This is a genomic window from Amycolatopsis rifamycinica, assembly GCF_000695625.1.
GTDB lineage: Bacteria > Actinomycetota > Actinomycetes > Mycobacteriales > Pseudonocardiaceae > Amycolatopsis > Amycolatopsis rifamycinica.
In genome coordinates this window covers 1-563 of record NZ_JMQI01000036.1, presented here as the reverse complement: position 1 = coordinate 563, position 563 = coordinate 1, and the positions used below count along the sequence as shown (strand labels likewise).

1 protein-coding gene is annotated in these 563 nt (G+C 62.5%); it reads left to right on the top strand.

Annotated features, from left to right (window positions below):
• Positions 1-563 (top strand): IS3 family transposase (locus DV20_RS17925; protein WP_043781692.1); only part of this gene is annotated, 563 nt, incomplete at both ends.

The following is a 563-nucleotide window of genomic DNA, read 5'->3' as shown; positions in this document are numbered from 1 at the left end:
AGTTCGACGCCACGATCGGAGTGCGCCGCATGACCGCCGAAATCAACGACACCGCGCCCACGCCGGTCAACCACAAACGCATCGAACGTCTCATGCGCCAGCACCAGATCGCCGGGGTGAACCTGCGCAAGAAGAAACGCACCACCATCCCGGACCAGGACGCGAGGGTCTTCGACGACCTCGTCGGCCGAGACTTCACCGCCGAGGACTGCAACCAGCTCTATATCGGCGACATCACCTACTTGCCCTGCGGGAAAGGAGAACTCATGTACCTGGCCACGGTCATCAACGTCTGTTCCAGGCGTCTGGTCGGCTACTCGCTTGCGGACCACATGCGTACCAGTCTCGTCCAGGACGCGATTGAGGACGCGGCACGCACGAGAGGCTCCCTGGACGGGGCAATATTCCACTCGGACCACGGCAGCGTCTATACCTCCTCAGCGTTCCAGACCACGTGCCGGAGGCTGGGGATCCGCCAGTCGATGGGCCGGATCGAATCGAGTGCGGATAACGCGATGGCTGAGTCGTTCAACGCCTCGCTGAAGCGGGAGACGCTGCAAGGT